Origin of the sequence: Azospirillum aestuarii (assembly GCF_016632405.1) — a bacterium.
In the GTDB taxonomy this organism is placed as follows: domain Bacteria; phylum Pseudomonadota; class Alphaproteobacteria; order Azospirillales; family Azospirillaceae; genus Azospirillum; species Azospirillum aestuarii.
Genome location: NZ_JAEPIV010000014.1, coordinates 24,703 through 50,397 on the forward strand (window position 1 = coordinate 24,703; position 25,695 = coordinate 50,397).

General features: G+C 69.9%; 23 protein-coding genes. 7 read left to right on the forward strand and 16 right to left on the reverse strand.

All coding sequences use genetic code 11. The annotated features are described in order from the left end of the window. Window positions 1–229 precede the first annotated feature (229 nt). The 6 genes from JJL56_RS21170 (at window position 230) to JJL56_RS21195 (ending at window position 5,358) form a co-directional block, all read left to right on the forward strand. The gene (locus tag JJL56_RS21170) at window positions 230–1,720 is read left to right on the forward strand and encodes a PAS domain-containing sensor histidine kinase (protein WP_200486173.1); all 1,491 of its coding nucleotides are present in this window, start codon (window positions 230–232) and stop codon (window positions 1,718–1,720) included. Between the two features lie 34 nt (window positions 1,721–1,754). Beyond that, complete coding sequence (locus tag JJL56_RS21175) at window positions 1,755–2,402, forward strand: response regulator transcription factor (protein ID WP_247890597.1); 648 nt, start codon at window positions 1,755–1,757, stop codon at window positions 2,400–2,402. A gap of 157 nt (window positions 2,403–2,559) precedes the next feature. Continuing rightward, entirely contained in the window at window positions 2,560–2,934 is a 375-nt protein-coding gene (locus tag JJL56_RS21180; RefSeq protein WP_051141058.1) for a response regulator transcription factor, read from the forward strand. A 77-nt stretch (window positions 2,935–3,011) separates the two neighbouring features. Next, window positions 3,012–3,716 (forward strand): nitroreductase, encoded by a 705-nt coding sequence (locus JJL56_RS21185; protein ID WP_200486174.1) that lies wholly within the window; start codon window positions 3,012–3,014, stop codon window positions 3,714–3,716. 163 nt (window positions 3,717–3,879) lie between these two features. Continuing rightward, the gene (locus JJL56_RS21190) at window positions 3,880–4,734 is read left to right on the forward strand and encodes a hypothetical protein (RefSeq protein WP_145624858.1); all 855 of its coding nucleotides are present in this window, start codon (window positions 3,880–3,882) and stop codon (window positions 4,732–4,734) included. A gap of 45 nt (window positions 4,735–4,779) precedes the next feature. Then, window positions 4,780–5,358 carry a YceI family protein gene (locus tag JJL56_RS21195; protein ID WP_145624856.1) on the forward strand — a complete coding sequence of 193 codons (579 nt, stop codon included), beginning with the start codon at window positions 4,780–4,782 and terminating at the stop codon, window positions 5,356–5,358. 9 nt (window positions 5,359–5,367) lie between these two features. Here the strand turns inward: JJL56_RS21195 and JJL56_RS21200 are convergent, their stop codons facing one another. Continuing rightward, window positions 5,368–6,066, reverse strand: a complete 699-nt coding sequence (locus tag JJL56_RS21200; RefSeq protein WP_145624855.1) for a Crp/Fnr family transcriptional regulator — start codon at window positions 6,064–6,066, stop codon at window positions 5,368–5,370. Window positions 6,067–6,211: 145 nt separating this feature from the next. On the opposite strand from JJL56_RS21200, the gene JJL56_RS21205 reads away from it, so the two are divergent. After that, window positions 6,212–7,912, forward strand: a complete 1,701-nt coding sequence (locus tag JJL56_RS21205; protein ID WP_200486175.1) for an adenylate/guanylate cyclase domain-containing protein — start codon at window positions 6,212–6,214, stop codon at window positions 7,910–7,912. A gap of 38 nt (window positions 7,913–7,950) precedes the next feature. Here the strand turns inward: JJL56_RS21205 and JJL56_RS21210 are convergent, their stop codons facing one another. The 15 genes from JJL56_RS21210 to JJL56_RS21280 form a co-directional block, all read right to left on the reverse strand. Beyond that, on the reverse strand, window positions 7,951–8,604 hold the full coding sequence (locus JJL56_RS21210) for a TerC family protein (RefSeq protein WP_145624853.1): 654 nt from the start codon (window positions 8,602–8,604) through the stop codon (window positions 7,951–7,953). 170 nt (window positions 8,605–8,774) lie between these two features. Continuing rightward, window positions 8,775–9,473: a response regulator gene (locus tag JJL56_RS21215; RefSeq protein WP_200486176.1), complete on the reverse strand. Its 699-nt coding sequence runs from the start codon at window positions 9,471–9,473 to the stop codon at window positions 8,775–8,777. Further along, the gene (locus JJL56_RS21220; RefSeq protein ID WP_200486177.1) at window positions 9,470–12,214 is read right to left on the reverse strand and encodes a sensor histidine kinase; all 2,745 of its coding nucleotides are present in this window, start codon (window positions 12,212–12,214) and stop codon (window positions 9,470–9,472) included. Before JJL56_RS21220 ends, JJL56_RS21215 begins: the two co-directional genes overlap by 4 nt. Before the next feature lie 86 nt (window positions 12,215–12,300). Next, a complete protein-coding gene (locus tag JJL56_RS21225) occupies window positions 12,301–12,909 on the reverse strand; it encodes a K(+)-transporting ATPase subunit C (RefSeq protein ID WP_200486178.1) in 609 nt (202 codons plus the stop codon). Between the two features lie 10 nt (window positions 12,910–12,919). Next, window positions 12,920–15,034: a potassium-transporting ATPase subunit KdpB gene (gene kdpB / locus JJL56_RS21230; RefSeq protein WP_200486179.1), complete on the reverse strand. Its 2,115-nt coding sequence runs from the start codon at window positions 15,032–15,034 to the stop codon at window positions 12,920–12,922. A 13-nt stretch (window positions 15,035–15,047) separates the two neighbouring features. Beyond that, the gene (gene kdpA / locus JJL56_RS21235; RefSeq protein ID WP_200486180.1) at window positions 15,048–16,757 is read right to left on the reverse strand and encodes a potassium-transporting ATPase subunit KdpA; all 1,710 of its coding nucleotides are present in this window, start codon (window positions 16,755–16,757) and stop codon (window positions 15,048–15,050) included. A 10-nt stretch (window positions 16,758–16,767) separates the two neighbouring features. Further along, window positions 16,768–16,857, reverse strand: a complete 90-nt coding sequence (locus JJL56_RS21240; protein WP_014242079.1) for a K(+)-transporting ATPase subunit F — start codon at window positions 16,855–16,857, stop codon at window positions 16,768–16,770. A gap of 397 nt (window positions 16,858–17,254) precedes the next feature. Next, window positions 17,255–17,965 (reverse strand): GntR family transcriptional regulator, encoded by a 711-nt coding sequence (locus JJL56_RS21245; RefSeq protein WP_345772617.1) that lies wholly within the window; start codon window positions 17,963–17,965, stop codon window positions 17,255–17,257. Window positions 17,966–18,029: 64 nt separating this feature from the next. Further along, the gene (locus JJL56_RS21250; protein ID WP_200486181.1) at window positions 18,030–19,076 is read right to left on the reverse strand and encodes an AbrB family transcriptional regulator; all 1,047 of its coding nucleotides are present in this window, start codon (window positions 19,074–19,076) and stop codon (window positions 18,030–18,032) included. Window positions 19,077–19,170: 94 nt separating this feature from the next. Next, the gene (locus tag JJL56_RS21255) at window positions 19,171–19,824 is read right to left on the reverse strand and encodes an isochorismatase family protein (RefSeq protein ID WP_145624844.1); all 654 of its coding nucleotides are present in this window, start codon (window positions 19,822–19,824) and stop codon (window positions 19,171–19,173) included. Window positions 19,825–19,859: 35 nt separating this feature from the next. Beyond that, window positions 19,860–20,984: an ABC transporter ATP-binding protein gene (locus JJL56_RS21260; RefSeq protein ID WP_200486182.1), complete on the reverse strand. Its 1,125-nt coding sequence runs from the start codon at window positions 20,982–20,984 to the stop codon at window positions 19,860–19,862. Further along, window positions 20,981–22,054: an ABC transporter ATP-binding protein gene (locus tag JJL56_RS21265; RefSeq protein WP_282188940.1), complete on the reverse strand. Its 1,074-nt coding sequence runs from the start codon at window positions 22,052–22,054 to the stop codon at window positions 20,981–20,983. The genes JJL56_RS21260 and JJL56_RS21265 overlap by 4 nt, the downstream gene beginning before the upstream one ends. 8 nt (window positions 22,055–22,062) lie before the next feature. Next, window positions 22,063–22,896 (reverse strand): ABC transporter permease, encoded by an 834-nt coding sequence (locus JJL56_RS21270; protein WP_014242070.1) that lies wholly within the window; start codon window positions 22,894–22,896, stop codon window positions 22,063–22,065. Window positions 22,897–22,953: 57 nt separating this feature from the next. Beyond that, window positions 22,954–23,892: an ABC transporter permease gene (locus tag JJL56_RS21275; RefSeq protein WP_014242069.1), complete on the reverse strand. Its 939-nt coding sequence runs from the start codon at window positions 23,890–23,892 to the stop codon at window positions 22,954–22,956. A gap of 2 nt (window positions 23,893–23,894) precedes the next feature. Next, a complete protein-coding gene (locus JJL56_RS21280) occupies window positions 23,895–25,478 on the reverse strand; it encodes an ABC transporter substrate-binding protein (protein WP_200486184.1) in 1,584 nt (527 codons plus the stop codon). Window positions 25,479–25,695 lie beyond the last annotated feature (217 nt).

Genomic DNA, 25,695 nt, shown 5'->3' on the forward strand with positions numbered 1-25,695 from the left:
CGAGGCGGGCGGGGAGCATCTTCCCGCCCGCAACCCCCAATCCCGGTTGACCGAGAAATCAACTCAACTACTCTTGAGCCAAGAAGGGTTCTAAAGCGGATTGCATTCCGCTTTGGAGCCCGCCGGCGAATGAGGCGATGTCCCTGAAGCGAACGCAGGTTCGCTTCAGGGACAAGGGACGTTGGGGACGGGTATGGCGGACGATATCGGGACGGGAAATCCGGACCTCTTGCTGCGCTTTCAGGCCATGCTGGACACGGTGCCGGACGGAATCGTCATCATCGATGCCGGAGGGCGCATCCAGACCTTCAACCCGGCCTGCGAGCGGCTGTTCGGCTGGACGGCGGCCGAGGTGATCGGCCACAACGTCAAGATGCTGATGCCGCCGCCCTACCGGGAGGAGCATGACGGCTACCTGGAGCGCTACCAGCGGACCGGGGAGCGCCGGATCATCGGCATCGGGCGGGAGGTCACCGGCCTGCGCCGCGACGGCACCACCTTCCCGATGGAGCTGTCGGTCGGCGAGGCCTGCCGGGAGGCCGGCGGCGGCGGGGTCTACATCGGCATCATCCGCGACATCAGCGAGCGCAAGCGGGCCGAAACCGCCCTGCGCGAGCGCGAGGCCCGCCTCACCTCCATCCTTGAGACGGTGCCCGAGGCGATCATCGTCATCAGCGAGCGCGGTCTGATCGAGTCCTTCAGCCCGGCGGCGGAGCGGCTGTTCGGCTACAGCGCCGCCGAGGTGACGGGACGCAATGTCAGCCTGTTGATGCCCTCCCCCTACCGGGAGCAGCACGACCGCTACATGGACCATTACCTGACCACGGGGGAGCGCCGGATCATCGGCATCGGGCGGGTGGTCTCCGGGCTGCGCCGCGACGGCTCCGTCTTCCCCATGGAGTTGGCGGTGGGCGAGGTGCGGTTGGCCGGACACCGCTGTTTCACCGGCTTCATCCGCGACCTGACCGAGCGGCAAGCGACCGAGAAGCGCCTTCAGGAGCTTCAGGCGGAGCTTCTGCACGTCAGCCGGGTCAGCGCCATGGGCCAGATGGCCTCCACCCTGGCGCACGAGCTGAACCAGCCGCTGACCGCCGTCATCAACTACGCCAAGGCGGTGAAGCGCCTGCTCGACCGTCCGGACGGGGCGGACAAGGCGCGGGAGACGATGGACAAGGCCACCGCCCAGGCCGCCCGCGCCGGCCAGATCATCCGCCGCCTGCGCAACTTCATCGAGAAGGGCCAGACCGAGCACACGGTGGAAAGCATCGGCAAGGTGGTGGAGGAGGCCAGCGCCCTCGCCCTGGTCGGCGCCAAGGAACGCAGCGTCCATGTCCGTCTGGAGATGAGCGGCGACGAGCGGCCCGTGCTGATCGACAAGATCCAGATCCAGCAGGTCGTCCTCAATCTCGTCCGCAACGCCATCGAGGCCATGGCCGAGTCGGAGATTCGGGAATTGACGGTCGCCACCGGCCCCGACCCGGAAGCGGCGGCGCTGATGCGCGTCACCGTCCGCGACACCGGCCCCGGCCTGAACGAGGCCGTCCTGGCCCAGCTTTTCCAGCCCTTCGTCACCACCAAGGAGAAGGGGATGGGGCTCGGCCTGTCGATCTGCCGGTCGATCATCGAGGCCCATGGCGGCCGCCTGTGGTTGGAACCGGGAGACCGAGGGGCCACCTTTGCCTTCACCGTGCCGGTTGCCGGAGAGGATGATGCGCCCTGAGTCCCCATTGCCGCCCGAGTTATCCCCGTCGGACATGACGGTCTTCGTCCTGGACGACGACGAGGCGGTGCGCGATTCCGTCGTGATCCTGCTGGAATGCGAGGGCTTCCGGGTCGAGGGCTTCGCATCGCCCCTCGCCTTCCTGGAATCGGACGCGCCGTCGCGCCCCGGCTGCCTGCTGGTCGATGTGCGGATGCCGCAGATGAGCGGGCTCGACGTGCAGGAGCGTCTGGTGCAGGAGGGGCGCGGCCTGCCGGTGATCGTCATGACCGGCCACGCCGACGTGCCCCTGGCGGTGCGGGCGATGAAGGCCGGCGCCGTCGATTTCGTCGAGAAGCCCTTCGACGAGCAGGCCCTGATCGGCAGCGTGAAGACGGCCCTGGCCCGCGCCGTTCCAACGCCTGCACCGCAGGCCGCCCAAGCCCCGGCTCCGGTTCCGGCCGCTCCCGCCGCGTCCCCCGAGGTGTTGGAAAGGTTGTCCAGCCTGACGCCGCGGGAGCGCGACGTGCTGCAATGGCTGGTCGAAGGCAAGTCGAACAAGGTCATCGCCTTCGAGCTGTCGATCAGCCCGCGCACGGTCGAGATCCACCGCGCCCGCGTGATGGAGAAGATGCGCGCCGACAGCCTGCCCTCGCTCGTCCGCATGGCTCTGTCCGCCGGGATCACCCCCAAAGGGGAGTGATACGGACGGTGAGCGACGCCGGCGGCGACTGATCCACATCAAAACCACGCCCGATAAGGGGAACTCCGTATTCCGGCACCGCCGGGCGGCTTCTATCTTCCCTGTACCGCCCGCCAACGGGCGTCATTCCGCGTGATTTCCGATGCTGGAGGCAGTCTTGGCCGAACCGGGCGATAGCATCGTCTACATCGTCGACGACGACGAGCCGGTGCGGGACTCGATGAAGGCGCTGCTCGAAGCCTGTGCCTTCGAAGTGCGCGACTATGCGTCGTGTCAGAGTTTCATGGATCAGTACAACGGCAAGCCATCGGGCTGCCTCGTTCTCGACCTGCATCTGCCGGTGATGAGCGGGCTGGAGTTCATCGAGCGCTTCGGCGCGAACCTGCATGGCCTGCCCGTCATCATGGTGTCGGGGCGCGGCGATCCCGCGACCTTCGCCCGCGCGCGGGAAGCCGGCGTGACCGCCTTCCTGGAAAAGCCGTTCGAGGAGGACCAGCTTCTTGACGCGGTGCAGCGCCTGCTGCCAGCCTGACCGTCCTTCTCGGGCCTGAGAGGGCCGCCGTTCCCCGGACAGGGTTCATCAGACACCGTCCGCAGCGGAGCGCGCCCATGGCGTCCGAAGAATTCTTTTCCCGCCCCCTGTCTGCCCTGGAGGCCGTGCGCAGCCGCCGCAGCGTCCGCGCCTTCACCGCCGAGCCGGTGCCGCGCGCCGTGGTGGAAGAGATCCTCGAAGCCGCCGGCCGGGCGCCCAGCGGGTCGAACATCCAGCCCTGGAAGGTCCATGCGGTGGCCGGTGCGGCGCGCGAGGCGCTGTCGGCCGACCTGCGCGCCGCCCATTTCGACCCGGCGGACGCCCAGGCCGGGGCGGAATACACCTATTACCCGACCCAGTGGTTCGAGCCCTATCTGGCGCGGCGCCGGAAGATCGGCTGGGACCTCTACGGCCTGCTCGGCATCGCCAAGAACGACCGGGCGGCGATGGCGCGGCAGCACGCCCGAAACTACGATTTCTTCGGCGCCCCGGTCGGGCTGTTCTTCACGATGGACCGGCGGATGGAGCAGGGAAGCTGGCTCGACGTCGGCATGTTCATGGAGAATGTGATGGTGGCGGCGCGGGGCTTCGGGCTGGACACCTGCCCGCAGGCCGCCTTCATCACCTATCACCGCATCGTCCGCCGCCATCTCGACATCCCGGACACCGACATCCTGCTGAGCGGCATGGCGCTGGGCCACGCCGACCCCAACGCGCCGGAAAACCGCCTGGAGACCGAGCGCGCCCCGGTCGCCGACTTCACCCGTTTCCACGGCTTCTGATATCCCCGCTTTGTCGGCCCCTGTTCGCGATGTGCGTTTTCGCACAGGCGTCGGCGGGCCGTGACGGCACTCTCCAGCCGCGCCGCGAAGCGCTGGCCTGACCGCTCCATCCCGGCAGGCTCCGCCCCGCGTCCCGTTTCCTGCGGCTTGGAGTGTTCCGACGATGGCTCTGCTCGATGATCTTGTGGTGCAGACCGCCCTGTTTCCGCTGGTGGTCGGCGTCGCCGCCGTCGGTGTGGTCCGTGTCGCGGGCGGGCGGACACGAGGCCCCCGGTTGGCGGCGGCGGGTGTTGCCGCCGCCTTCCTGGCGGCCTACGCGCTGATCGTCGGCCTGCCGGCCCTGCCGCCGCCCTCCAGCATGGGCCGCCTGTTCTGGAGCGCGGTGGCCGGTCTGGTCATCGGCGTCGGCGCCGACCTCGCCGGGCTGGACCGCCGCCGCGGCACATGGCTGCTCGGCGCCTGGGTGACGGCGTCGCTGTTGTGGATCGCCCTGCCGGTGCTGCCGGGCGGCCTGGACACCATCACCGCCGCCGTCCTGCTGCTGGCCGGCGGCTGGATCGCCCTGTCCCGCACCGCCTCCGAGGGCGAGGGGGTGGCCACGCCCGGCGTCGCCCTGCTGGCCGCCGCGGTGGCGGTGGGCGGGGTGGCGCTGGTCGGCGCCTCCGCCTCCGTCGCCCAGTTGGCCTTCGCGCTGGCCGCGGCCACCGGCGGCCTGCTGCTGTGGAACTGGCCGGTGGAGCGCCATGCCTGGGGCAACGCCGGTCAGGCGGCGCTGGGCATCCTGGTGCTGCTGGCCGCCACCCTGACCTTCTTCTCCTCCGCTCGCGCCGAAGCCCTGCTGCTCGTCCTGCCGGCCTTCTTCGCCGACCGGCTGCGCGACCGCCTGCCCCTGCCGCGCACCGCCGCGGGACGGGCCATGGGCACCGTGGCGCTGACCGTCCTCGCCCTGGTGCCGGCCGCCGCCGCCGTGGGCGTCGCCTTCCTTCTGTCCGCCGGTTCCGACGTGTCCGGCTACTGACCCAACCCCAACCCACTCTTTCGAACCGACAAAGGACTCCGAATCATGAAGCGTCTTCTCGCCGCCGCCGCCCTCTCCGCCCTCGTCGCCCTGCCGATGACGGTCCAGGCCGCCCCGGTCGCCTACAAGCTGGACCCGGCCCACACCGCGGTGGTCTTCATCGTCGACCATCTCGGCTTCTCCAAGGCGGTGGGCAGCTTCAACACGGTGGCCGGCGAGCTGGCCTTCGACAAGGACGCCGCGGACAAGAGCAGCCTGTCGGTGACCATCGACACCGCCAGCGTCGACACCAACCACGCCAAGCGCGACGAGCACCTGAAGTCGCCGGACTTCTTCAACGTGAAGGAGTTCCCGAAGATGACCTTCAAGAGCACGAAGATCGAGAAGACCGGTGACAAGACCGGAAAACTGCACGGCGACCTGACCCTGCTGGGCGTCACCAAGCCGGTGGTCCTCGACGTGACCTTCAACAAGGACGGCGTCAGCCCGGCCAGCAAGATGGACACGGTCGGCTTCTCCGCCCGCGGCACGATCAAGCGCTCCGACTTCGGCATGAAGTACGGCGTGCCGAACATCGGCGACGACATCCAGATCATCATCGAGTCCGAGGCTGTGAAGGCGTAAGGCGCGCCGTCAATCCTCCTCCGCCGCCTGCCGGACCCGGTCCCGCAGGCGGCGGGTGTCCAGCAGGACCAGCGCCCCCCGCCGCTTCTCCAGCAGCCCGTCGCGCTCCAGCGCGCTCAGCTCCCGCGAGACCGCCTCGCGCCGGGTGCTGACACGGGCGGCGAGGTCGGCGTGGGGCGGCGGCGGGGAGATGGTGGCGCTGTGCTCCCCCCGCCCGTCCGGCCGGGCCAGCCGCAACAGCTCGGCGTAGATGCGGTGGCGCACGTCGAGCGTGTTGAATTCGTTCACCCGCGTGGCGAGCTTCCGGATCTCCCCGGCCAGCAGGACCATCACCTGGTCGCAGACGTCAGGGTGGCGGTGGACGCAGTCGCGGAACAGCGGAGCGGGCATGCAGGCGACCGTGGCGTTGGTCACGGCGACGATGCCGGCGGAGCGGGCCTTACCGTCGATGGCCGCCAGCTCCCCGAAGAATTCCCCGGCGGGGATGTCGCGCAGGATCACCGTCCGCCCGGAGATCGCGCGGATCGTCACCCGGACCAGACCGGCGGCGACGACGAAGACGTCGGTCCCCTCATCCTCGAAATCGATGATCCATTGCCCGGCCTCCACCCGGCGCCAGACGCAGCGGTCCTCCAGCGCCCGCAGCGCGTCGGGGGACAGGGAGCGGAACAGCGCCGCCCCGGCCAGCGTTTCGGTCCGGCGCCTCATGAACGGGAATGGATGTCGGGCTGTGGCATGGCGCGGGATGATCTCATAGGATGCCGGTGGACGCCACGAACAAGCCGAGCCCGCCGACCGACATGGACGCCCGTCCCATCCGCCGCCCGGCCCCGTTCATGACCCGGAACCGTTCATGAAACGCCGGATCGAACGCCCGTTGCGCCTGTTCACCGGCCTGACGCTGTTCACCTTCGTCATCACCCATTTCCTCGCCCACGCCGCCGGGCTGCTGCTGCTTCCGGGGATGGAGGTGGCGCGGCGCACCCTGCTGTGGGTCTGGGACACGCTGCCGGGACAGGCGCTCCTCGCCGGCTCCTTCGTCACCCACGCCGGGCTGGGTCTGTGGGCGCTGTACCGGCGCCGCCACCTGCGCATGCCCGCCGGGGAGGCGTGGCAACTGGGGCTGGGGCTGTGCATCCCGCTCCTGCTGATCTCCCACGGCATGGCGGGGATGCTGTCGGACGACCTCTACAACGACCCGTTGACCTACCCGCGGGCGATCGTCCTCTACTGGATCACCGCGCCGGAAACCCTGCTGTGGCGCCAGCTCCTGCTGCTGGTGATCGTGTGGATACACGGCTGCATCGGGGTGCGGGGCTGGCTGATGCTGAAGCCCTGGTACCGGCGCCGCGCCTCGCTGCTCGGCGCCTTCGCCATGCTGCTGCCGTTGCTGGCGCTGGCCGGGATCGTCAACGCCGGCTGGGACGCGGAGCGTCGGGCCGCCGCCGATCCCGCCTATCTGGAGCAGTTCCGCCCGCCCCCTGCCGGCACGCCGGAGGCGGAGAACCGCGCCGCGCTGGCGGCGATCAGCGGCGGCGTGTTCAACACCTATGTCCTGCTGCTGGTCGGCACGCTGGGGCTGCGGCAGTACCGCAACTGGCGGGCGCGGGCGACCAGCCCGGTGCGCATCGCCTATCCGGGCGGGCGCTCGGTCACCGTGCCGCGCGGGACCTCGGTGCTGGAGGCCAGCCGGGCCAACGGCGTCCCGCACACCGCGCTGTGCGGCGGGAGGGGGCGTTGCTCCACCTGCCGCATCCGGGTGACCGAGGGGGCTGACGCCCTGCCGCCGCCCAACGCCACCGAGCGGGCGGTGCTGGAGCGGATGAAGGCGCCACGCGCCGTCCGCCTCGCCTGCCAGCTCCGCCCGGTGGCGCCGCTGTCGGTGACGCCGCTGCTGTCGGCGCGGGACAACGGCCGCAACTTCGCCGTCTCCGCCCCCATGGACAGCGGGCGGGAGCTGGCGATCACCGCGCTGTTCGTGGATCTGCGGGGATCGACCTCGCTGGCGGCTGAGCGGTTGCCCTTCGACGCCCTGTTCATCGTCACCCGCTACGTCCAGGTGGTCACCGACGCGATCCGCAAGCACGGCGGCTACGTCATCGCCATCGCCGGAGACGGGGTGATGGGCATGTTCGCCAACGAAGAGGACCCCGCGGCGGCGGCGGCCAGCGCGCTGCGCGCCACCGCCGATCTGTGGCGTGACATCGAGGTGCTGAGCCGCGACCTCGCGGAGGAGCTGGACCAGCCGCTGGCCTTCGGGGCCGGGGTGCATTCCGGCCTCGCCGTGGTCGGGGCGGTAGCCTGTTCGGAGGACGGATCGCTCCAGTTCATCGGCGACACCGGCAACGTCGCGGCACGGCTGGAGGAGATGACCAAGACGCTGGGCGCCACCGTGGTCTTTTCCGACGCGGCCGCCGAACTGGCGGGGCTCCGGCGTCTGGAGCATCTGGAGCGCCGGGACGTGGAGATCCGGGGCCGCGACGGCACGCTGGGGGTGCGGACGGTCCAGCGCCAGGAGGATTTGCGGGCGCTGCTGGAGGGTGCTGGCGCCTGAAGAAAAAACCCCGCCGGAAGGCAGGGGTTTTTCGATTGTCAGAGCAGATGGGCCTGGGCCAGGACCTCGTTGCCGCCGCGCCAGATCATATCGAGCGCCACGTAGGTGATGATGGCGAGGCCGATCCAGCCGATCCAGCGGTGCTTGTGCAGCACATGCGCGATCATGTTGGCCGCAGCACCCATCAGGACGACGGAGAGCAGAAGGCCGATGACCAGGACCGTCGGATGGTCCTTGGCGGCACCGGCCACCGCCAGCACGTTGTCGAGCGACATCGACACGTCCGCCACCACGATCTGCCAGACCGCCGCGCCAAAGGTGGTCGTCGCCACCGCCGCAGCGACCGCGGCGTCCCCGGAGCCGGTCCCGGCCAGCGCCTCGTCGGGCGTCACTTCGTCCGCCCCTCCGGAGTGCAGTTCGCGGAACATCTTCCAGCAGACCCACAGCAGAAGAACGCCGCCGGCCAGGGTCAGCCCGATGATGGCGAGAAGCTGGGTGGTGATCAGGGCGAAGAAGATGCGCAGCATGATGGCCGCGCCGATGCCCCAGACGATCACCTTGCGGCGCTGCTCCATGGGAACGGCGGCGGCGGCCATGCCGACCACGATGGCGTTGTCGCCGGCCAGCACGAGGTCGATGGCGACCACCTGCCCAAGGGCGGTGAGCTGCGACCAGAGATCAAGGCTTTCCATATGAGAATCTCTTCGAAGGCTTCGGTTGGGCTCAATAGCGGTGTGCGGTCATCTCTTTTCTTGGGGCTTGCGCCTGAAACAGCGGCCCTGGGGATTCTGTCGCACGAATCCAACCACGGCGCAGCAGGTTTAGCGTGCAGCGGTGGGTTGCATCGGATGTGGGGGCGGAATCAATCCGGCGCGCGCAGACGGTAGCCGACGCCGGTCTCGGTCAGGATGTGCAGGGGGCGTTCCGGTTCCGCTTCGATCTTCTGGCGGAGCTGACGGATGTAGATGCGCAGATACTGCACGTCGGTGTCGGCGCCCCAGACCTCCTTCAGGATGAAGCGGTGGGTCAGAACCTTGCCGGCATGGGCGACCAGCAGGCGCAGCAGGTCGTATTCGCGGGGCGAGAGCTTCACCTCGGCGCCGCGGACGGTCACGATCCGCCGGACCAGATCGACGGCGAGGTCGCCGCTGCGGAACAGCGGGCGCTCCCCCTGCCGCTGCAGGCGGTGGCGCAGGGCGGCGCGGATGCGGGCCAGCAGCTCGTCCATGCCGAAGGGCTTGGTCACATAGTCGTCGGCCCCGAGGTCCAGCGCCTCCACCTTGCCCGCCTCGTCGGCACGGCTGGACAGGACGATGATCGGGGCGGCCACCCCGTCGGCGCGCAGGCGGCGGATCACCTCCAGTCCGTCGATCCCCGGCAGTCCAAGGTCGAGCACCAGCAGGTCCGGCGGACGCCGCCGCACCGCCTCCAGCGCGCCCGCCCCGTCCTCCGCCTCGGCGATGTCGTAGCCCTGGGCGGTCAGGGTGGTGCGCAGGAAGCGGCGGATCGGCGGTTCGTCGTCGACGACCAGGACGCGCAGCGGCAGGGAGTCCGACCTCATGGCGCCCCCTCCTCCTCAAGGCCGGGCTCCTCGAGGCCGGGCAAAGCCGCGGCGGCGGGCATGGTCAGGGTGAAGACGGCGCCGGAGCGGTCCCTGCGGTTGCCGGCGGTGATGGTGCCGCCCATCGCCTCGACGAAGCCGCGGCAGATCGCCAGCCCCAGCCCGGTCCCCGCGCGCTGCCGGTCCTGGGCCTGGACGCGGTAGAATTTGTCGAAGATCCGCTCGACATCCGCCGCCGGGATGCCGTCGCCCTCGTCCCGCACCTCGATGCGCACCCGACCGCCCTCCCGCAACGCCCCGACCTCGATCCGCGACCCTGTTGGCGCGTATTTGGCCGCGTTGTCCAGCAGATTGAAGAGAACCTGTTCGAACAGCACGTCGTCCGCCTCCAGCATCGGCAGGTCGGCGGCCAGATCGACGTCCACCCGGTGCGCGGCCAGGATGCGTCCCGCCCGCTCCAGGGCGCTGCCCACCGTCTCGGCCAGATCGACCGGGCCGGTGCGCGGGCGGATGGCCCCCGATTCCAGCCGCGTCATGTCCAGCAGGTTGGCGATGAAGCGGTTCAGCCGCTCCGCCTCCTCCTGGATGGTGGCGGCGAGGTCGCGGCGCGACGCCTCGTCCATCCCGGCGCCGTAGGCGGTCAGGCTGGTCGCCGACCCCAGGATGGAAGCCAGCGGGGTCCGCAGGTCGTGCGAGATCGAGGTGAGCAGGGCCGAGCGCAGCCGTTCCGTCTCGGCGGCCAGACGGGCGCGATCCACGTCCTCCGCCAGGGTGACGCGCTCGATGGCCAGCGCGGCCTGATCGGTCAGCGCGTCGAGCAGGCGGCGCTGGTCGGGGGTCAGCAGGGCGCCGGGCTTGCCGGTGCGGGCGGTGTCGGTGTCGATGCCGACCACCCCGACCGGGCCGCGACCGGTGCGCAGGGGAAGGAACAGCCACTTGGCGCCGGGCAGCGTGTCCGAGCCGCGCCCGGCGGGCCGGTTGTTCTCCCACGCCCAGACGGCGGCGGCGAGGTCGGCCTCGCGCAGTTCGTCCTCCGGCGGGTAGCCGGCGCGGACGGACACCGTGTCGCCGTCGGGCAGCAGCAGGACCACATGCACCTTGAGCATCGCCGCGATCTGGTGGGCGGTCGCCCACAGCAGGTCGTCCATGGTGACCACGCCGGCCAGCTTGCGGCTGAAGCCGTAGAGATCCTCCGTCGTCTTGGCGCGCAGGCGGGCGGTGACCGCCTGGGCGCGCACGCGGGCGGTCAGGTTGCTGGCGATCACCGCGACCACCGCGAAGAAGAACAGCGCGACGATGTTCTCCGGATCGGCGATGGAGAAGGTGTAGAGCGGGTTCAGGAAGAAATAGTTGAAGGCCAGGATGCTGGCGACGCAGGCGTAGAGCGACGGCCCCAGCCCGCCGGTCACCGCGCTGGCCAGCACCGCCGTCAGAAACACCAGCCCGATGTTGCCGACATCCAAGATCAGATGCAGCAAGTGCCCGACGCCCAGCGCCAGGGCGACATAGCCGGTGGCCGCGGCGTAGGGCCACCAGGACAGCGCCGGGCGCCGGGGGGCCGCGGTGCGCACCGTCTTGGGCGGGATCGGCTCCTCGGCGTCGTCGGCGATGACATGAACGCTGATGCCGCCGGCCTGCCGGATCAGCCGGAGGGCGATGGAACTGCGCAGCAGCTCCGCCCAGGGGCCGCGGTGGGACTTGGCGATGACGATGTGCGCGACGTTGTTGGTCCGCGCATACTCGATCACCGCGCCGGCAACGTCGCCGCCGGGGATGGTCACCGCCTCGCCGCCCAGCTTCTCGACCAGCCGCAGCGCGTCGGCGATGCGGTCGCGCTCGGCCTCGCTCAGGCGCAGGCTGCGCGGAGTCTCGACGTGCAGCGCGGTCCAATGGGCGCGCAGCCGCTCCGCCTGACGGCGGGCGTAGCGGACGACGGCGGCGCAGGCCGGGTCCTCGTTAACGCAGACCAGCAGCCGTTCCCCCGCCGCCCAGGGACCGGCGATGGCGTGGGCCTGCATGTGGGTCAGCAATTGCTCGTCCACCCGCTGGGCGGTGCGGCGCAGCGCCAGCTCGCGAAGCGCCGTCAGGTTGCCGGGGGAAAAGTAATGGCGGATCGCCCGCTCGGCGGTCCGCGGGACATAGACCTTGCCGTCCTTCAGCCGCTGGATCAGGTCGTCCGGCGTGATGTCGATGACCTCGATGTCGTCGGCGCGGTCGACGATCGAGTCCGGCACCGTCTCGCGCACGCGGACGCGGGTGATCCGGGCGACGACGTCGTTCAGGCTCTCCACATGCTGGATGTTCATCGTCGTGTAGACGTCGATCCCGGCGGCGAAGATCTCCTCGACGTCGAGGTAGCGCTTGGCGTGGCGGCTGCCGGGAGCGTTCGTGTGGGCCAGCTCGTCCACCAGCACGATGGCGGGTCGGCGGGCGAGGATGGCGTCGAGGTCCATCTCGTCGAGCCGGCGCCCCTTGTAGTCGATCTTGCGGCGGGGGATGACCTCCAGCCCGGCGAGCAGCGCCCCGGTCTCGCGCCGGCCATGGGTCTCGACCACGCCGACCACCACGTCCACCCCGTCGCGCCGCTTGGCCTGGGCGGTCAGCAGCATCTCGTAGGTCTTGCCGACGCCGGGGGCCGCACCCAGGAACAGCTTCAGCCGCCCGCGCCCCTCCCGCGCCGCTTCGCGCAGGAGCGCTTCGGGCGAAGGCCGGGCAGCGGCGGCGGTTCGGTCGTTCGGCATCGGGGGCGGCTTTCGGAACGGATCGGCGGCCCCGTCCCCTCCCCGCTCATGCGGGAGAATGGGCGGGGCCGCCTGTTGATCTTCAGCTAATGCGTCGCCGTGGCGGCGTCGAGGGCGAGATTGAGGCGCAGCACGTTGACCACCGGCTCCCCCAGCGGTCCCAGCGGCGACGGCTCGGTGTTCAGGGTGACCAGGGCGCGGACCTGGGCCTCCGTCAGGCCGCGGGCGCGGGCGATGCGGGGGACCTGGAAGTCGGCGGCGGCGGGCGACAGATGCGGGTCGAGGCCGCTGGCCGAGGTCGTCACCAGCTCGACCGGTACCGGAACGCCCGGATTCTCGGCCTTCAGCCGCTCCGTCTCCGCGCGCACCCGGTCGGCCAGCGCCTGGGCGGTCGGGCCGAGGTTGGAGCCGCCGGAGGCCGCGGCGTTGTAGGGCGCCGGCACGCTCTTCGACGGATCGGACGGGTCCGGCCCCAGCGTGGCGGAGGGGCGCCCATGGAAGTAGCCCTCCCCCGTCACGCTCTGGCCGATCAGGGCGGAGCCGACGACCGTCCCGTCCCGCTCGATCAGGCTGCCGTTGGCCTGATGCGGGAAGACGGCCTGGGCGATGCCGGTGACGGCCAGCGGGTAGACCAGCCCGGTCACCACGGTCAGCGCGGCGATCATGACGAGGGCGGGACGCAGTTCCTTGATCATGGCGGGTTCCTCACACGAGGCCGATGGCGTTGACGATCAGGTCGATCAGCTTGATCCCCACGAAGGGCACGATCAGGCCGCCCAGCCCGTAGATCAGCAGGTTCCGGCGCAGCAGCCGCGCCGCGCCCACCGCGCGGTAGGCGACGCCGCGCAGCGCCAGCGGGATCAGCGCCACGATGATCAGCGCGTTGAAGATGATCGCCGACAGGATGGCGCTCTCCGGGCTGGCCAGCCCCATCACGTTCAAGGCGCCCAGCTGCGGGTAGAAGGCCAGGAACATGGCGGGGATGATGGCGAAATACTTCGCCACGTCGTTGGCGATGGAGAAGGTGGTCAAGGCGCCGCGCGTCATCAGCAGCTGCTTGCCGATCTCCACGATCTCGATCAGCTTGGTCGGATCGCTGTCCAGGTCCACCATGTTGCCGGCCTCGCGGGCGGCGACGGTGCCGGTGTTCATCGCCACGCCGACGTCGGCCTGGGCCAGCGCCGGGGCGTCGTTGGTGCCGTCGCCGCACATGGCGACCAGCTTGCCCCGCGCCTGCTCGTCGCGGATCAGCTGCAGCTTCATCTCCGGCGTCGCCTGGGCCAGGAAATCGTCCACCCCGGCCTCCGCCGCGATGGCGGCGGCGGTCATGGCGTTGTCGCCGGTGATCATCACCGTCTTGATTCCCATCTTGCGCAGCGCCGCGAAGCGCTCCCGGATGCCACCCTTGACGATGTCCTTCAGGTGGATGACGCCGAGCAGCCTGCCGTCGCGGGCGACGGCCAGCGGCGTGCCGCCGGACTTGGCGACGCGCTCCGCGATGGCCTGCACCTCGCGCACCGCCGCCTCCAGGGCAGGATCGGAGCGCAGCGCGGTGACCGTGTTGTCCTGGGCGGCGGTGCCGTGCCCGAGGGTCCGCACATGGGCCAGCACCGCGTCCACCGCACCCTTGCGGATGGTCACGCCGTCGCTGTCGATGCCGCTCAGCCGCGTCTGGGCGGTGAAGGGCACAAAGCGGGCGTGCAGACCGGCCATGTCGCGGGCGCGGATTCCGTATTTCTCCTTCGCCAGGACGGTGATGGAGCGGCCCTCCGGCGTCTCGTCGGCCAGCGAGGCGAGCTGGGCGGCGTCGGCCAAGTCGCGGTCGGCCACGCCGGAGATCGGCAGGAACTCCGCCGCTTGGCGGTTGCCCAGCGTGATGGTGCCGGTCTTGTCGAGCAGCAGCGTGTCCACATCGCCCGCCGCCTCCACCGCCCGCCCCGACATGGCCAGCACGTTGAAGCGCACCAGCCGGTCCATGCCGGCGATGCCGATGGCCGACAGCAGCGCGCCGATGGTGGTGGGGATCAACGTCACGAACAGGGCCGCCAGGACCAGCACCCCGACCGACCCGCCGGCATAAGCGGCGAAGCTGGGGATGGTCGCCACGGCGATGACGAAGATGACCGTCATGCCGGCCAGCAGGATGTTCAGCGCGATCTCGTTGGGCGTCTTCTGCCGCTGCGCGCCCTCCACCAGCCCGATCATGCGGTCGAGGAATGTGTTGCCCTGGGCGGCGGTGATCCGCACCCTGATCCAGTCGGAGATCACCTGCGTGCCGCCGGTCACCGCCGAGCGGTCGCCGCCGGATTCACGGACGACCGGGGCGGATTCGCCGGTGATCGCGGCTTCGTTGACGCTGGCCACGCCCTCCACCACCTCGCCGTCGGAGGGGATAAGGTCGCCCGCCTCCACCAGAACGAGGTCGCCGGGCTTCAGGAGGGTGGCAGGAACGCTCTCCCAACCCGCGCCCGCTAGCCGCTTGGCGGTGGTCTCCGTGCGGGTGCGGCGCAGGCTGGCCGCCTGGGCCTTGCCGCGGCCCTCCGCCACCGCCTCCGCGAAGTTGGCGAAGAGCAGGGTGAACCACAGCCACAGCACGATCTGCAGGGAGAAGCCGATCCCCCCGGCGCCGGTCAGCAGGTCACGCAGGAACAGCAGCGTGGTCAGCGCCGCCACCACCTCCACGCAGAACATCACAGGGTTGCGGGCCATCAGCCGCGGGTCGAGCTTGCGGACGGAGCCGGCAACGGCGGGCAGGAGGATGGCCGGGTCCAGCAGCGTGGAGGCTGGAGTCCGGGTGGCGGTTTTCGAATGGGTGTCCATGGATGGTCCCCGGTCAGAAGAGGAGGCCGGCGCGCATCGCCAGATGCTCGGCCACCGGGCCGAGGGCGAGCGCCGGGAAGAAGGTCAGACCGCCGACGATCAGGATGACCCCGGCCAGCAGCCCGATGAACAGGCCGCCATGGGTCGGGAAGGTGCCGGCCGAGGCCGCGCTGCGCGTCTTGGCGGCAAGCGAGCCGGCGACCGCCAGCATCGGCACGATGACCAGGAAGCGGCCCACCAGCATCCCGGCGGCCAGCGTCAGGTTGTACCAGAGCGTGTTGCCCGACAGCCCGCCGAAGGCGCTGCCGTTGTTGGCCGCCGCCGAGACGTAGGCGTAGAGCGCCTCCGAGAAGCCGTGCGGTCCGGCGTTGGCGAGCGAGGCGAGGCCGGTGTCCAGCACCACGGCGAAGGCGGTGCCGCCCAGCATCATCAAGGGCAGGCAGAGCACGGCGAGCATGGTCATCTTGACCTCCTTCGCCTCAAGCTTCTTGCCCAGATACTCCGGCGTGCGCCCGACCATCAGCCCGGCGACGAACATGGTGACGATGGCGAACAGCAGCATGCCGTAAAGACCGGCCCCGACGCCGCCGACGATGATCTCGCCCAGCATCATGTTGACCATCGGCACCATGCCGCCCAGCGGCATGAAGCTGTCGTGCATGGCGTTGACCGCGCCGCAGGAGGCCGCCGTGGTCACCGCGGCGAACAGGGCGCTCATGGCGATGCCGAAGCGGGTCTCCTTGCCCTCCATGTTGCCGGCGGCGTTGTCCAGCCCGAGGGCGGCGAAGGCCGGGTTGCCCTGGGCCTCCGCCCAATAGACGACGGCGACGCCGATGACGAACAGCAGGCCCATAGCCGCCAGGATGGCCCAGCCCTGCCGCTCGTCCCCGGCCATGCGCCCGAACAGGTTGGTCAGACCGGCGCCGATGGCGAAGATCGACAGCATCTGCACCAGATTGGTCAGGGCGTTCGGATTCTCGAAGGGATGGGTGGAGTTCGCGTTGAAGAAGCCGCCGCCGTTGGTGCCCAGCATCTTGATCGCCTCCTGCGAGGCGACGGGGCCGAGCGCGATGGTCTGCTTGACACCGTCCAGCGTGGTGGCGTCCACCGTCCCGGCCAGCGTCTGCGGCACGCCCTGCCAGACCAGGAACAGCGCGTAGAGCAGGCTGAGCGGCAGCAGCAGGTAGAGCGTGCCGCGGGTCAGGTCGGTCCAAAAATTGCCGACCGTCCGCGCCCCGCTGCGGGTGAAGCCGCGGACCAGCGCCACGGCCAGCGCGATGCCGGTCGCCGCCGACACGAAGTTTTGCACGGTCAGCCCGGCCATCTGCACGAGGTGGCTCATCGTGCTTTCGCCGCCGTAATTCTGCCAGTTCGTGTTGGTGACGAAGCTGGCGGCGGTGTTGAAGGCGAGATCGGCGGGGACCGCCGCCATGCCCGTGGGGTTCAGGGGCAGGACGCCCTGGAGGCGCTGCAGCGCGTAGAGCAGCAGCAGGCCGGCGACGTTGAACAGCAGCATGGCGACCGCGTAGGTCACCCAATGCTGTTCCGCCTTCGCGTCCACCCCAGCGAGGCGGTAGAGCCCGCGCTCGACGGGGCCGAGCAGCGGCGAGAGCAGCGTGCGCTCCCCGTTGAACAGCCGCGTCATGTAGCCGCCGAGCGGGCGCGCCACGGCGGCCACGAGGGCGGCGAAGAACAGGATGTGAATCCAGCCGCTGACGGTCATGGGAGTCTCCTCAGAACCGTTCGGGGCGGATCAGGGCGTACACGAGGTAGCCCAGCAGCCCGGCGGCGACGAGGCCGCCGAGCGCGTAATCGACGAACATGGTCCAGCCCCCCTCACAAGCGGTCGCAGGCGTGCACATAGGCGATGGACGCGGCGAAGAAGGCCGCGGTGATCGCCAGAGCGATGATGTCCAGCATGGTTGCCTCCGGGGCGCGTCCGGAGAGCCGGGCGCGCGTCAGCGTGGATCGGATGCCGGCACGGCTGTGTCCGGCACGATCAGGCTGCGCCCGAAGCGCGTATAGATTCGAGGGGGGTGGTGGGGTGTGTGGAATATAGAGGGCGTATATGAAGAGTTGCTAAGTGCATGAAATGGCGGAGTTCTTTCCCCCACCCCGGCCCTCCCCCGCTATCGCAGGGGAGGGAGAATCAAGTCCCCTCCCCTGCGATAGCGGGGGAGGGCCGGGGTGGGAGCACCGTCAGCACAGCGACACGCCCCCTCACTCGCCCGGCGTTTCCTCCATCCGGCGGAGCAGCATATCGCACGGCCCCTGGAGATGCTCCCGCATCAGGAACTCCACCCGCCCGCTCTGGCGCCGGGCGATGGCGTCGAGGATGCGGCGGTGCTCCTCGTTGTACTGGCGCAGGGTGGGGCCGTCCTTTTCCATCTCAAGGACGTCGTAGATCTTCGGAACCCGGTAGACGGTCTGGAAGGAGCGGTTGAACAGCCCGCTCGGCACCAGCCCCATCAGGGTGGTGTGGAAGCGCTGGTTCAGCAGGCGCCACTGCTCCAGCGCCTCCCCCTCCAGCGGGCTATCCCCGGACATCAGCGCCTCGGCGCGGTCGAGGCCGTTGCGCAGCGCCCGCTCCACGTCGAGCGGCAGGCCGCGCTCCGCCACGATGCGGCAGCCGTGCCCCTCCAGAAGGCTGCGCATCTCGTAGCTTTCCAGAAGGTCGCGCCGGGTGAACTGGCGCACCGTGTAGCCGCGGTTGGTCTCGTAGGTGACCAGCCCTTCCCGCTCCGCCGCCACCAGCGCCTCGCGGATCGGGGTCCGCGACACGCCGAACTGGGCGGCCAGCTCCGCCTCCTTCAGCTTGGTGCCGGGGAGCAGCTTGCCCTCCAGCACCCGGTTGCGCAGGGCGGTCATGATGGAGCCGACCTGTTCGGACCGGTAGGTCCCGGTCGCCTTCTCATCGCTGAACGGGGTCACGGTGTCCTCCGGCCGGGGCTTCGGGCGCCGGCGGTTGGAAAATGGCGGGGCAAGGGATTGCGTTCTATCGGCGGCGCAGGAAACGCACAAGCAGAACGCTCATCAGGATCGTCCCGAACAGCCGCAGCGTCTGCAGGGTAAGGATGAAGGGCACGTCGGCGGCGCTGCCCAGAGCCACCACCGTCACCGAATCCAGCCCGCCGGGGCTGGTCGCCAGATAGGCGGTCAGCGCGTCCTTGCCGGTCAGCGTGACCAGCAGCCAAGCCGAGCCGAGCGACATCGCCACCAGACCGAAGGTGGACAGCAGCATCAGCGGCACCGACGCCACCAGATCGCGCAGCAGCTCCCGCCGGAAGCGCAGGCCGGTCGTCCAGCCGATGATCGTGAAGGCGACGGCGATCAGCCAGGACGGCGAGTCCAGCACCACCAGCCCGGTCATGTTGAGCGTGCCGCCGAGCAGGATCGGGCCGAGCAGCGCGCCCGCCGGAAGCCGCGTCACGGTGCCGGCCCAGCCGCCGGCCAGCGCGACCCCCACCAGCGCCAGCGTCGAGGCGACGGAGGCGGACGGTGGAGGGACGGCGCCGGGAACGGCGATCGGTACAGGGACGCTGCCCAGCAGGAAATGGCAGACGAGCGAGGCCAGGACGACGACCACGATCACCCGCAGATACTGCATCACCGCGACGAAGCGCGGGTCGCCGCCGAAATCGCCGGCCATGGCGATCATCGCCGGGGCGGCGCCCGGCATGGTCCCCCACAGGGCGGTGCCGCCGGGAAAGCGGCCCGACCGCTCCAGCAGCCAGCCGACCAGCACCGCGCCGGCCAGCATCGTGGACAGGGCCATCAGCATGGGAAACCAGTGCAGCGCCACGTCGTGCAGGATGGTCACGTCCATCGAGCGGGCGACGACGCCGCCCGTCAGCGCCTGGGCCAGCCAGGAGAAGCGCTTGGGCAGCTCGATGGAGGCGCCGCGCACCCCCAGCAGGATCGCCGCCGCCATGGGGCCGAGCAGCGTCGCGCCGGGAAGGCCGGCCACCATGAACAGGGCGGTGAACAGGAGGGTCGCCCCCACCAGCAGGCACCACTGGAGGGGATGGGAAAGGGGCATCATGTCGGCAGATTGCTCAGGGGCGCGCCCGCCGGTCGGTCGCGGGCGCGCCACCGCTCCATACAGTTCGGATGGGGTCAGGGACGGAGGAACGGGATCATGCGGCCACGGCCTCGGCCTGCGTCTCGACGTAGGCCATCACCTCCGCCACCGGCAGCACGTCGCCGTACTTGGCGTTCATGTCGAACAGGGCGGAGTCGTGCGGGGACTGGTGGCGGTCGCCCACGCATTCGGCGGGAACGATGACGCGGAAGCCGTGGGACACCGCGTCCACCGCCGTCGCTCGCACGCAGCCGCTGGTCGAGCAGCCGGTGAGGATGACCGTGTCGCACTCCATCACCCGCAGCATGGTGCTGAGCGGCGTGCCGAAGAAGGCGGAGGAATGATGCTTGACCAGCACGACGTCCTGCGGCTCCGGCGTCACGCGGGCGTCGAATTCGGCCAGCGGGTTGTCGGCGGTGAAGGCGCGCAGCGCCGGGATCTTCTTCACGAACATGCCGCCCTCGGTCCCGGCCGCGTCATAGACGACCTTGGTGTAGATGACCGGCAGGCCGGCGCGGCGGGCGGCGGCGTAGAGCGGCGCGCTGGCGATCACCGCATCCACCACCCCCTGCCCGAAGAAGGGGGCGCCAGGCTGGGTGTAGAAGTCGATGAAGTCGATGGAGATGACGGCGGCCTTCCGCCCGAAGCCGATCCGGTTCTGGAAGACACCGGAATAGTTGTCCTTGAGTTCGTCGGTGACGCTGAACATGGGGGGTGATCCTCAGGCTGATTGCAGGGGGCCGATTACAGGGGGATGGGGCGGATGGGGGGATAGCCGATGTCCTGAAGGACCGCCGTGGCGACCTCGGACCGGGTTTCCGGGGTTTCGGGGAAGTGGCAGGCGACCCGATCGGTGCCGCCACAGGAGCGCAGTTCGGGCTGGTCGATCAGGCAGGCGCGCGGCAGCAGGGCGTCGCCGCTGCGCTCGGTGGGCACGCCGCCCGTCGCCGCGACCAGCCGCGCCTGGTAGCAGCGCGGGTGGAAGCGGCAGCCCGGCGGCACGTTGGTGGCCGAGCCGATCTCGCCCATCGTCACCGAGGTGCGGCGGCGGTTGCGCATCCGCACGTCGGCGATGGGCACCGCCGCCAGCAGCGAGACGGTGTAGGGGTGCAGCGGCCGGCGGTAGAGGTTGTCGCGCTCCGCCATCTCAACGACCTTGCCGAGATACATCACGGCGATGCGGTGGCTGACATGGCGGACCACCGCCAGATCGTGGGCGATGAACAGGTAGGACAGCCCGCGCTCGCGCTGGATGCGCTGGAGCAGGTTGATGATCTGCGCCTGGATCGACACGTCGAGCGCCGACACCGGCTCGTCCAGCACCAGGATCTTCGGATCGAGCGTCAGGGCGCGGGCGATGCCGATGCGCTGCCGCTGGCCGCCGGAGAACTGGTGCGGGTAGCGGTCGGCGTGCGAGGGGTCGAGCCCGACGAGGCTCATCACCCCGGCGACCTTCTGCGGCCCGTCGCCGTCCCACAGGCCGTGGACCTTCAGCGGCTCGGCGATGCTCTGGCCGATGGTGACGCGGGGGTCGAGCGATCCGTAGGGGTCCTGGAAGACCATCTGGATGTCGCGCCGCATCGCCTGCATCTCGGCCTTGGACACGCCGGTCACGTCGCGCCCGTCGACCAGCAGCCGCCCGCTGGTCGGCTCGACCAGACGGAGGGCGAGGCGGCCCAGCGTGCTCTTGCCGCTGCCGCTCTCGCCGACCAGCCCCAGCGTCTCGCCGGCGCGGATGGTCAGCGACACGCCGTCCACCGCCCGCACCGCCTTGCCGGCCTTCTTGAACAGGCCGCCGCGGCGGGTGAAGACGCGGGTGGCGTCGACGAGTTCCAGGGCCGGAGGCGTTGCGGAGAGGGTGTCGCTCATCGTGTGGCCTCCTTCCGGTCGGGCAGGTCTTCGTGGAAACAGGCGCTGCGGTGGCCGGAGCGGTCGCCGGCCAGCGGCAGGGGGCGCCGTGTGCAGCAGTCCGCCCGCCCGTGGCCAACCGTGCAGCGCGGCTCGAAGGCGCAGCCGGGCGGCAGGCGGGCGACGTTGGGCGGCTGGCCCTCGATGGCCGGAAGCTCCTCGTCCACCGGGCCGTCGAGCCGCGGGATGCTGCGGAACAGCGCGCGTGTGTAAGGGTGGCGGGGCCTGGTGAAGACTTCCTCCATGGAGCCGGTCTCGACCAGCCGCCCGGCGTACATCACCGCCACGTCGTCGGCGTATTTGGCGACCAGCCCCAGATCGTGGGTGATGAGCACGAGCGCCATGCCGGTCTCCGCCTGGAGGTCGGCGAGCAGGTCGAGGATCTGCGCCTGCACCGTCACGTCGAGCGCCGTGGTCGGCTCGTCGGCGATCAGGATCTTGGGCGACAGGGCGATGGCCATGGCGATCAGCACGCGCTGGCGCTGCCCGCCGCTGAGCTGGTGCGGGTAGTCGTCCACCCGCCGGGCCGGGTCGGGGATCTGGACGCGGGCCAGCAGCTCGATGGCGCGGGCGCGGGCGGCGGCCCGCCCGATGCGCTGGTGCGCCCGCAGCACCTCGACGATCTGCTCGCCGATGGTGAAGACGGGGTTCAGCGCGGTCAGCGGGTCCTGGAAGATCATCGAAATGACCGCCCCGCGCAGGCGGCGCAGCCGCTCCGGCGGCTGGTGCAGGATGTCGGTCCCGTCGATCCGCACCTCGCCACGGCGGACGCGGCCCGGCGTGGCGACGAGGCCCAGCGCCGACAGGAAGGTCATCGACTTGCCCGATCCGGACTCGCCGACCACCGCCAGCGTGCCGCCGGCCCGCACGGCGAGCGACACGCCGTCGATGACGGTGACCGGCCCGTCGTCGCCGGGAAAGACCGTGGTCAGGTCGCGCAGCTCCAGCGCGACCGGGCGGGGGGCCGTGGCGGGGGCGATGGGAGCCGTCGGCGCCACGGGATGAAGGTTGGGCATGGGGTGATTTGGCATGGGCATTCTCACAGCACGCGCCCGGAGGAGCGGCGCATCTGCGGGTCGAGCGTGTCGCGCAGGCCGTCCCCCAGCAGGTTCAGGGCGACCACCATCACCGCGATGCAGATCCCCGCCGACAGCGAGATCAGCGGGTTGGAGGCCAGAAAGCTCTGCCCGTCGGCGATGACGTTGCCCCAGGTCGGGGCCGGCGGCTGGACGCCGAGGCCGAGGAAGCTCAAGCCCGCTTCGGCCAGGATGGCGGTGGCGGCGCTGACCGTGGCGACCACGATCACCGGCGGCAGGCTGTTCGGCACGACGTGCAGGAACAGCAGCCGCATCGTGCCCATGCCGATGGCCCGCGACGCCTCGACGTAGGTGCGCGGCTTGATGGTCAGGACGACCGCCCGCATCACCGCAGCGACCCGCGGCGTGAAGGCCAGCGCCACCGCGATGATGACCGATTCCAGCGACGAGCCGCGGGCCGCCACCAGGGCCAGCGCGAGCAGGAAGCCGGGGAAGGCCAGCAGGATGTCGATGATCGAGACGGTGACCCGCTCGACCCAGCCGCCGAAGAAGCCGGCGACGGCGCCGATCACCATCCCCAGCGACAGCGAGAGCGCCATCACCGCGACGGCGACCTGGAGCGAGATGCGGGTGCCCCAGATCAGGCGGGACAGCACGTCGCGCCCGAACTGGTCGGTGCCCAGGAGATGCGCGGCCGAGGGCGGAGCCAGCGTGTTGGCGAGGTCGGTCTCAAGCGGCGACATCGGGGCGATCCAGGGGGCCGCCACCGCCACGATCAGCAGCAGGGTCAGCAAAATCACGCCGATCAGGAAGCCCGGATGGCGGAAATAGCGCATCAAGGACGACCGCCGCGCCGAAGCGGACGCGGAGAGGGTTGCTGTGGCTGCCATGGATCACCGTGTGGACAGGCGCGGATCGACCAGCCCGTAGGCGAGGTCGAGCAGGCTGTTGACGAGGACGACGGCGACCGCCAGCACCAGCACGCCCGCCTGGACGAGCTGGTAGTCGCGGGCCGAGACCGCCTTCAGGATCATCGAGCCGATGCCGGGACGGCTGAACACCACCTCGATCAGGATGGCGCTGCCGAGCGACCAGGCGAAGGTCACCCCGACGATGGCGAGGATCGGCACCAGCGCGTTCTTCAGCGCCAGCCGCCACACCACCCGGCGTTCCGGCACCCCCATCGCGCGGGCGACCCGGATGCAGTCCTGGCCCAGCACCTCCAGCATCGCCGAGCGGGTCAGGCGGGTGATGTAGGCCGCGACCGAGATGCCCAGCACGCCGGCCGGAAGCACCAGATGGTGCAGGTGGGTGAGGAACCCGCCGCCCGAGCTGGCCCCCAGCGCCGGGAACCATTTCAGCTCCTGCGAGAACAGCAGGACGGAGGCGAGGCCGAGCCAGAAGACCGGGAAGGAGATGCCGAACAGCGCGACGATCATGATGAGCATGTCGCTCCACGATCCCTGCCGCTCCGCGGTGAGGATGCCGAGCGGGATGCCGATCGCCACCGCCACCGCGAGGCCGGCGAAGGCGAGGATCGCGGAGTCGGGAAGGCTGAACAGGATCTCCTCCAGCGCCGGGCGGCCGGTGACCACCGACGACCCGAAATCCCCAGTGACGGCGCGCAGCACGTAGAGCCCGTACTGCACGTAGACCGGCTGGTCGAGGCCGAGCTGGGCGCGCAGCGTCGCCAGCGCCTCCTCGGTCGCGTAGTCGCCCAGCATGTACTGGGCAGGGTCGCCGGGGATCATCCGGACCAGGAAGAAGGTCACGGTCACGATGCCGAACACCGTGATCGCGAGCTGCGAGAGTTGGCGAAGAAGCCGGTCCATCGTCACGCCTCCAGCAGCGAGACCGGATAGGCGCTCATCGTGAACAGGGAGTTCTGGACGAAGCCGGAGACCTTCTTGGTGTGGGCGATGAACAGGTGGTCAGCGTAGAGCGGGATCACCGGCACGTCGCCCATCACCTTGGCCTGGATCTTCCCGTAGACCTCCTTGCGGGCGGCGTCGCCCTGGGCCTGCCGGGCGGCGGCGATCAACTCCTCGATGCCCTCGTAATGGGCGGTGTTGAGGCCCGGCGGGAAGGAGGACTTGGCGAACAGCGACAGGATCGGGCTGTCCGGGTCCGGCGCGCCGACCACGCCGGTGATGCAGGTCGGCACCGTGCCCTTGTTGCGCGCCTGGAGGTAGGCGCCACGCTCCAGCACCTTGATCTTGGCGTCGATGCCCACGGCGGCGAGGTCGCTGGCGATCGGAACGACGATCTTGTCGTAGGGGTTGGCGCCCGGCGCCACGAGGTCCAGCGTGAAGCTTCCCACCCCGGCCTCCTTGAGCAGCGCCTTGGCCTTCGCCGGGTCGTAGGGGAACAGCGGGACTTTGTCGGAAAATTCCTGGAAGGAGGAGGTGAGGAAGCCGCTGGCCTCCGACTTGGTGCCCTTGAAGAAGCCGTCGATCAGCGCCTTGCGGTTGATGGCGTGGTAGATCGCCTGCCGCACCCGCAGGTCGCCCAGCGGCTTGATCGAGGTGTTGAGGACGAGGTTGATCGTGTGGTTGGCGTCGCGGTCGAGCAGGGTGACCAGCCCGCCGCCCTTCAGGCGCTGGATGACCTCCGGCTGCTGCAGGCCGAAGAAGATGTCGATCTCGCCATTCTCCAGGGCGATGGCCGCCGCCGTCTCATCCTTGATGACGCGGAACTGCACCTCCTCGACCTTGGGAGCGCCCGCGAAATAGTCCTTGTTGGCGGACAGCTTGACCTCGCGGCCCGGCGCCCAGTTTTGGAACACGAAGGGACCGGTGCCGATGGGGTTCAGCGCGAAGGCCTTGTCGCCGATCTCGCCCAGCGCCTTGCGGCTGACGATCCAGCCCTGGTTGAAGGCCGACACCTTGTGCAGGAAGCCGGAATTCGGCTCCTTCAGCGTGATGACCACGCGGTCGGGGGACGGCGTCTCGATGGATTTGATGGAGGCGAGCTGGCCGCTGTAGCTGCTGCCGGTCTGCGGGTCGAGCACGCGCTCGAACGAGAACTTCACATCGTCGGAGGTGAAGGGGCCGAAGCCCTTGTGCCAGGTGACGCCGCTGCGCAAGGCGAAGCTGTAGACGGTGCCGTCGCCGGAAACCTCCCAGCCTGTGGCGAGGTCGGGGACGATGGCGTTGCTCGCCTCGTCATACTTGACCAGCCCGTTGAAGATCTGGGTGGCGACCGTCTGGTTCTCGATCTGGAAGATGCGGGCGGGATCGAGGTTGCCGATGTCGCTGCCGATGCGCACCCGCAGGACCGGCGGAGCCGCCGACGCCGGCAGAGGCCACCCACTGCCCGCAACCAGGGCGCCGGCGGCCAGCAGGGTGCCGAACTGGCGGCGGTTGACACCGCTCCGCTCGATCCGGCCGGCCCGTTCCTTGCGATTGATCCCGTCCATAAGCCTGCTCCTCTGTGTCAAAGATTTTACGGGCAGCGCTGAGATTTGTCCGGTCTATTTTTGCACACAATCTGCGCTGGACCCTTATGTCCGACCAAATTCGCAGGAATCATGCCACCCTGCGTCGAGCTGTCGCAGGCTGTCCATAAATTCTTTTGAATCAGCTATTTAAAGAGTTTTTCCGCGGCATTGCTTGTGAATATAGCAATATGCATAT

Excerpts from the sequence above, each read along its gene's own strand:
- JJL56_RS21175 (WP_247890597.1), top strand. The coding sequence starts at position 1,755 with ATGACGGTCTTCGTCCTGGACGACGACGAGGCGGTGCGCGATTCCGTC.
- JJL56_RS21185 (WP_200486174.1), top strand. The coding sequence starts at position 3,012 with ATGGCGTCCGAAGAATTCTTTTCCCGCCCCCTGTCTGCCCTGGAGGCC.
- JJL56_RS21190 (WP_145624858.1), top strand. The coding sequence starts at position 3,880 with ATGGCTCTGCTCGATGATCTTGTGGTGCAGACCGCCCTGTTTCCGCTG.
- JJL56_RS21195 (WP_145624856.1), top strand. The coding sequence starts at position 4,780 with ATGAAGCGTCTTCTCGCCGCCGCCGCCCTCTCCGCCCTCGTCGCCCTG.
- JJL56_RS21200 (WP_145624855.1), bottom strand. The coding sequence starts at position 6,066 with ATGAGGCGCCGGACCGAAACGCTGGCCGGGGCGGCGCTGTTCCGCTCC.
- JJL56_RS21205 (WP_200486175.1), top strand. The coding sequence starts at position 6,212 with ATGAAACGCCGGATCGAACGCCCGTTGCGCCTGTTCACCGGCCTGACG.
- JJL56_RS21210 (WP_145624853.1), bottom strand. The coding sequence starts at position 8,604 with ATGGAAAGCCTTGATCTCTGGTCGCAGCTCACCGCCCTTGGGCAGGTG.
- JJL56_RS21215 (WP_200486176.1), bottom strand. The coding sequence starts at position 9,473 with ATGAGGTCGGACTCCCTGCCGCTGCGCGTCCTGGTCGTCGACGACGAA.
- JJL56_RS21220 (WP_200486177.1), bottom strand. The coding sequence starts at position 12,214 with ATGCCGAACGACCGAACCGCCGCCGCTGCCCGGCCTTCGCCCGAAGCG.
- JJL56_RS21225 (WP_200486178.1), bottom strand. The coding sequence starts at position 12,909 with ATGATCAAGGAACTGCGTCCCGCCCTCGTCATGATCGCCGCGCTGACC.
- kdpB (WP_200486179.1), bottom strand. The coding sequence starts at position 15,034 with ATGGACACCCATTCGAAAACCGCCACCCGGACTCCAGCCTCCACGCTG.
- kdpA (WP_200486180.1), bottom strand. The coding sequence starts at position 16,757 with ATGACCGTCAGCGGCTGGATTCACATCCTGTTCTTCGCCGCCCTCGTG.
- JJL56_RS21240 (WP_014242079.1), bottom strand. The coding sequence starts at position 16,857 with ATGTTCGTCGATTACGCGCTCGGCGGCCTCGTCGCCGCCGGGCTGCTG.
- JJL56_RS21250 (WP_200486181.1), bottom strand. The coding sequence starts at position 19,076 with ATGATGCCCCTTTCCCATCCCCTCCAGTGGTGCCTGCTGGTGGGGGCG.
- JJL56_RS21255 (WP_145624844.1), bottom strand. The coding sequence starts at position 19,824 with ATGTTCAGCGTCACCGACGAACTCAAGGACAACTATTCCGGTGTCTTC.
- JJL56_RS21260 (WP_200486182.1), bottom strand. The coding sequence starts at position 20,984 with ATGAGCGACACCCTCTCCGCAACGCCTCCGGCCCTGGAACTCGTCGAC.
- JJL56_RS21265 (WP_282188940.1), bottom strand. The coding sequence starts at position 22,054 with ATGCCAAATCACCCCATGCCCAACCTTCATCCCGTGGCGCCGACGGCT.
- JJL56_RS21270 (WP_014242070.1), bottom strand. The coding sequence starts at position 22,896 with ATGCGCTATTTCCGCCATCCGGGCTTCCTGATCGGCGTGATTTTGCTG.
- JJL56_RS21275 (WP_014242069.1), bottom strand. The coding sequence starts at position 23,892 with ATGGACCGGCTTCTTCGCCAACTCTCGCAGCTCGCGATCACGGTGTTC.
- JJL56_RS21280 (WP_200486184.1), bottom strand. The coding sequence starts at position 25,478 with ATGGACGGGATCAATCGCAAGGAACGGGCCGGCCGGATCGAGCGGAGC.